This is a genomic window from Mesorhizobium sp. M2A.F.Ca.ET.037.01.1.1 (assembly GCF_003998075.1).
In the GTDB taxonomy this organism is placed as follows: Bacteria; Pseudomonadota; Alphaproteobacteria; order Rhizobiales; family Rhizobiaceae; genus Mesorhizobium.
In genome coordinates this window covers 1-5,176 of the sequence record NZ_RZSA01000439.1, presented here as the reverse complement: position 1 = coordinate 5,176, position 5,176 = coordinate 1, and the positions used below count along the sequence as shown (strand labels likewise).

Genomic DNA, 5,176 nt, shown 5'->3' with positions numbered 1-5,176 from the left:
CCGGCAGCAATATGATTCGCCGGCGCAGGTTTCCGCCCATCCCGCCAATATGTTCGTCGCGAGCTTCGTCGGCAGTCCGGCGATGAGCCTTATTCCGCTGGAGGGGTCGACGGCAAATGGCGGCGCCGTCCTGACGAGCGCGGAAGGCTGGAGTCTTGAGCTGTCGCAACGCAATGCGCGCAAGGTCCAGAAAGCGACCACCAGGAAGGTCGTGCTCGGCGCGCGACATTCGACGATCAAGCTGCACAAGAGCGCGGTTCCCAGCGCTATTCCGGCCAAGGCCTATACGGTGGAGCCGACCGGAGACGTCACCTTCGTGCAGGCGTTCCTCTCCGGCGCCATCGTCAATATCAGCGTGTCCCCCAACGTCGCCGTCGCACCCGACGAGCAGATCTGGCTCGAGTTCGACCAGGAGCGCATGCACCTGTTCGACAGCGAAACGGAAATGGCGCTCGAGGCCAGTTGAGACGGCGAACGCATGAGACATGAGGGGGAATGACGACGAAGATGAAGATCACCGCGATCAAGCCCTACCCGGTGTGGGTCGGGACCCGTAACCAGATGCTCGTCAAGGTTGAGACCGACCAGGGCATCTTCGGCTGGGGCGAGAGCGGCCTGAGCGGTCGCGAGAAGGCCGTGGCCGGTGCGGTCGAGCACTATCGCGAATTTCTCATCGGCCGCGACGCCATGCAGATCGGCCGGATCTGGCAAGAACTCTATCGCAGCCAGTATTTCGAAGGCGGGCGGGTTCTGCAGGCGGCGATCTCCGCGATCGACATCGCGCTTCACGACATCAAGGGCAAGGCGCTAGGCGTGCCGGTCTACGAGCTGCTCGGCGGCAAGCAGCGTGATCGCATCCCCACCTTCGCCTCGACCGGAGACGAGGCCGAGGGCGACGCCGCCATCGAACGAGCGCGCGAACTGCATGCCGAAGGATGGCAGGCGATCCGCTTCTTCCCCGCCGGACAAAGCAGCAGGGACATTTTCGAGCCGCGCGAGTCGATAGGTCCCACCGCTAGCATGCTGAACAAGGCGCGCGAGGCGCTGGGTGACGACGTGGTGCTCGGCATCGACTATCATCATCGGCTGTCGGTGGCCGAGGCGGCGAGCTTCTGCGGCAAGCTTGGCCGCGGCGTGCTCGATTTTCTCGAGGAGCCGATCCGCGACGAAGCGCCGGAGGCCTATGAGAGCCTGCGCGGGATGACCGACATCCCCTTCGCCATCGGCGAGGAGTTTGCCAGCAAGTGGCAGTTCCTGCCCTATATCGAGCGCGGCATCCACCAATTCAACCGACTCGATGTCTGCAATGTCGGCGGGCTCACCGAGACGATGAAGGTCGCCGGCTGGAGCGAAGCGCATTATGTCGACCTGATGCCACACAATCCGCTTGGCCCGGTGTGCACGGCCGCGACCATCCATCTGGGCGCCGCGGTGCCCAACTTCGCCTGGCTCGAAACCAGGGTGCCCGAAAGGAAGCTGGGCTTCGACAATTCCGAGTTTTTTCCCGTGCAACCGCGGCTGGACGGCACCCATTACCCTGTCGGCGATCTGCCGGGGCTGGGCGTCGAGGTCAACGAGGCGGCGATCCAGGCGCAGAGTTTTCGCTTCTGGGAGGCGCCGCATCTCAAGCGCCGCGACGGTTCCGTCACCAACTGGTAGTCCATCTCACCCGGAGTCCGACAATGACGCATACAACCGACATCACGCGACCGTCCAAGGACCTGATCGAAGCGCTGAAGGAGATCGGCGCCGCGACGGTTGCCGGCACGCTAGGCCATATGGGCTTCCGCAGCCCGCACATGGTCGGCCCGGTGGCGCAGAACCACGGCAAGTCGATCGTCGGACCGGCGCTGACGCTGCAGTTCCTGCCGCAGCGGCCGGACCTCTTCAACGAAGGCGAATATGCCGATCCGGAAACGCAGTTGCACCGGCATGTGCTCTACCACGCGCAGGAAGGCGACGTGGTCGTGGTCGACGCGCGCGGCGACATGAGATCGGGCGTCTTCGGCGACATGATGTCGACCTATTTCAAGGGCCGGGGCGGCGCGGGCATTGTCATCGACGGATGCATGCGCGACCGGCCCAATGTCGAGAAGCTCGACCTGCCGCTATGGCTGCGCGGCTGGACGCCCAACTATCATGTGCAGACCAGCATCTATCCCAATGCCGTCAACGTCCCGATCGCCTGCGGCGGCGTCACGGTGATCCCCGGCGACATCATCGTCGCCGACGATGACGGGGCCGTAGTGGTTCCCGTCTCGATGGCGCCCATGGTGATCGAGGAGGCGCAGAAGCATCATGACTGGGAAGAGTTTTCCCGAGAGAAGCTCATGCAGGGCGCGCCCTTGCAGCGCTATTATCCGCTGCACGATGATGCCCGCGGTGAGTATGAGGCGTGGCGCAAGACGAGACGTTAGGAAAGCTCAACGAGGCGGAGCGCTGGTGCAGGCACGTGGCCGCGCTTGGGGCCAGCTCATCTTCCAGAAGTTGTTCAAGAAGGTGCAGTAATCGGTCTGCGACCGTGTGATCGAGGCCGTGAACTGGTCGGGCGCGATTACGTCTTGTAACCCATTGAAGCAGCGGGTCGATTGGGTATCCGTTCCATCCGATATTGGCTACAGAATTGAAATCGTATCTACGAAGGGAACCCGCCGGCCACAGCGCGGCCGCCTACCCAGACGATTGCGATGTTCGTCCTGGACGCAGTGTAGACGATCTTGTGCAGGATGCCTTCGCCACGGTCGAGGTCTTCCTGCAGCAGCCTGATCGTGCCGCCCACGGCTTGGGTGTCGATGACGCAGGCATCGAAATGATAGCCCGCCGCGAACTGCCCGACCGGCAGGTCGAGCGCGGTCCCGCCCGCGGCGGTTGCGAGGTGGAAGGCGTCGCGGAAATCGATCCGCGCGGCCCTCCGGCTGCTCCGCTTTTCCGGCGGCACGTCGGGGTCGGTGCCGGTCTCCAGCATGCGTGATGCCATGACCGCGCCGCGCATGCCGTCGAAGAGCGAGGCGCTCGGCCCGCCCGAAATGTCGGTTCCGAGCCCGACAATGAGCCCCTTCTCCAGCGCTGCCTTCAGCGGAAAGACTGCATTGGCGAAGTAGGCGTTGGAGAGCGGGCAGTGGGCGACCGCCGAACGGCGCACCCGGATCGTGTCCATGTCGTCCGGCGTGATGAAGTTGGCATGCGCGAGCACGCTCAATCGGCCAAGCAGCCCGAACCGGTCGAGGGCCGCGGTGTCGGTCACGCCGTACCGCTCCAGCACGTAGCCATGCTCCCAGTCGCTCTCCGAGCAATGCGTCTGCACATGGCAGCCGCAGCTCTTCGCGAGCGCTCCCAGCTCGACGAGCGAGGCATCCGTGCATGCGGGGATGAAACGCGGTGTCACCACCGGACGGACCAGGCCGTGCCCGTTGTCCGGGTGCGCGCGGACATAGTCGATCAGCTCGGCCGCGCCGTCGACCGCCGCTTGCGCGGAGGCGTCGCGATAGTAGTCGGGGCACTGGTCGGCGTTGTCCATGACCACCTTGCCGACCAGGGCGCGCTGGCCGCGCTCTAGGCAGGCGTCGACGAGGATGCGGGTCGCGTCGCGGTGGATGGTGGCGAAATAGAGCGCGGTCGTCGTGCCGTTGGCGAGCAGGTCTTCGACCAGCAGGCCGTAATTGCGCCGGGCAAACGCGACGTCGGCGTAACGCGCCTCAAGCGGAAAGGTGTACTTGTGCAGCCAGACCTCCAGCGGCACGTCAAGCGCCTGGCCGAGCTGAGGGTATTGCGGCGCGTGCACGTGCAGGTCGACAAGCCCGGGCAGCAGATAGTGGCCCTTCGGCAGCCGGACGAGCGTCCCTGCCCTGGCCGCCGCGCTGACGGCGGCCTCATAGGCTTCGTCGCCCGGCCTCAGCACGGAGGCGATGACGCCGTCCTCGCGAACCGCGATCAGCGCGTCGCGAAGCTCGTCTATGCTGCCGCGCTCCGGCGCGTGGAAGCCGGAGGCGAGCAATGTCTTGCCCTTGAGGTCGGTCATGTTGCCTTCGCGCGGCCAGGCTGCCGCTCACGCGGCCATGGCCGTGGTGCCGTAGACGATGCCCTTTTCCTTCAGCCAGCGGCGGTAGGCCACCGAGGAGGCGTCCGCGCGGGTGGGGATTTCGGCGCGGGGCTCGAGCGGCAGAAGCCGCGGCCGCTGGTTCTCCAAAATGATCCGGTCCTGCAGGAAGATGAGCTGCTGGAACTGGACGAGCGCTGCCGTCGTCGAGACGTCATCGATCAGGAACATCACCGGATGAGCCCGGCAGCGGTCCGGCTCGACCGGCTGGACGAACAGGCAGATGACGTCCCAGCGGTTCGCCGAGTTCGGGCATGTCTTGTAGAGCATGACCGCGAAGGGATTGGCGACGCGGTACATGTACTGCGTCATGATGCCTCCGGTCGCGGACAGCGCCGCCTGCGGCTGGAAGAACTCGCAATTGGTCGCCCAGACCTCGTCGACGTCGCGACGGATCTCTGTCGTGTAGTGCCGCACCTCCGTATGCGGCTCGGCGCCGAGGATGTCGGTGTGAACGAAGGGGAAATGCGCCATGTCGAGGAAGTTCTCGACGATCCTGAGCCCCGAGGCCCTGACCGAGACCGCGCCGCAGATCACCCAGCGCCGGTCGTCCTCTTGCGTCTCGGGGATCGGCAGGACGTCGCGTTCGGGCGCGCCGAGCGTCACCCACAAATAGCCGTAGCGTTCGCGTATCGGCAAAGCCTCGCTGTCGCCCGCGCGCGTGACGACAACCTTGCCGCCGGCATCGCGGCTGACGCTGAGATCGACGCCCAGCAACCTGTTGCGCATCGCGCCGACCGGAATGTCGTCCAGCGCCTCTATGCAGTACCACTGGTCGAGAGCAGCCTTCTCGGCTTGCATGGCCATGCCCGTCTCCCTCTACTGGTTGTATATCCTGTTCATCACTGCGCGGTGGTCGGCAAGAGCCTCCTCGACGTCGAAGGACCGGAACGCGCCCTTGCCGATGATCTCCCTGCCGTTGATATAGGAATAGTCGACGCGGAAGGGCCCGCAAAGCACCAGCGCCGCGAGCGGGTCGCGTCCGGTTCCCGACAGGCCGAGCTGGTCGCGCCTCACCGCGATGAAATCAGCGCTCATGCCAGGGGCGAGATGGCCGATGTCGTCGCGGCCGAGCAGCGC

Annotated in this window: 4 protein-coding genes and 3 pseudogenes; 4 read left to right on the top strand and 3 right to left on the bottom strand. The window is 65.2% G+C overall.

Going from position 1 to position 5,176, the window contains the following annotated elements; genetic code table 11:
- From EOA27_RS20835 to EOA27_RS42220, 4 genes and pseudogenes are all read left to right on the top strand, one after another.
- Nucleotides 1-466, top strand: a pseudogene (locus EOA27_RS20835) (TOBE domain-containing protein); the annotation flags it as partial.
- Nucleotides 467-495: 29 nt separating this feature from the next.
- On the top strand, nt 496-1,659 hold the full coding sequence (locus EOA27_RS20830) for a mandelate racemase/muconate lactonizing enzyme family protein (RefSeq protein WP_126078761.1): 1,164 nt from the start codon (nt 496-498) through the stop codon (nt 1,657-1,659).
- Nucleotides 1,660-1,682: 23 nt separating this feature from the next.
- The gene (locus tag EOA27_RS20825; protein ID WP_126078762.1) at nt 1,683-2,417 is read left to right on the top strand and encodes a ribonuclease activity regulator RraA; all 735 of its coding nucleotides are present in this window, start codon (nt 1,683-1,685) and stop codon (nt 2,415-2,417) included.
- 13 nt (nt 2,418-2,430) lie between these two features.
- Nucleotides 2,431-2,508 (top strand): annotated as a pseudogene (locus tag EOA27_RS42220) (NADP oxidoreductase coenzyme); the annotation flags it as partial.
- 127 nt (nt 2,509-2,635) lie between these two features.
- Here the strand turns inward: EOA27_RS42220 and guaD are convergent.
- The 3 genes and pseudogenes from guaD to EOA27_RS20805 form a co-directional block, all read right to left on the bottom strand.
- Entirely contained in the window at nt 2,636-4,018 is a 1,383-nt protein-coding gene (gene guaD, locus EOA27_RS20815) for a guanine deaminase (protein ID WP_126078763.1), read from the bottom strand.
- 27 nt (nt 4,019-4,045) lie between these two features.
- Complete coding sequence (locus EOA27_RS20810; RefSeq protein ID WP_126083501.1) at nt 4,046-4,897, bottom strand: aromatic ring-hydroxylating dioxygenase subunit alpha; 852 nt, start codon at nt 4,895-4,897, stop codon at nt 4,046-4,048.
- Nucleotides 4,898-4,915: 18 nt separating this feature from the next.
- Nucleotides 4,916-5,176: pseudogene (locus EOA27_RS20805) on the bottom strand (8-oxoguanine deaminase); the annotation flags it as partial.

Excerpts from the sequence above, each read along its gene's own strand:
- guaD (WP_126078763.1), bottom strand. The coding sequence starts at position 4,018 with ATGACCGACCTCAAGGGCAAGACATTGCTCGCCTCCGGCTTCCACGCG.
- EOA27_RS20810 (WP_126083501.1), bottom strand. The coding sequence starts at position 4,897 with ATGCAAGCCGAGAAGGCTGCTCTCGACCAGTGGTACTGCATAGAGGCG.
- EOA27_RS20830 (WP_126078761.1), top strand. The coding sequence starts at position 496 with ATGACGACGAAGATGAAGATCACCGCGATCAAGCCCTACCCGGTGTGG.
- EOA27_RS20825 (WP_126078762.1), top strand. The coding sequence starts at position 1,683 with ATGACGCATACAACCGACATCACGCGACCGTCCAAGGACCTGATCGAA.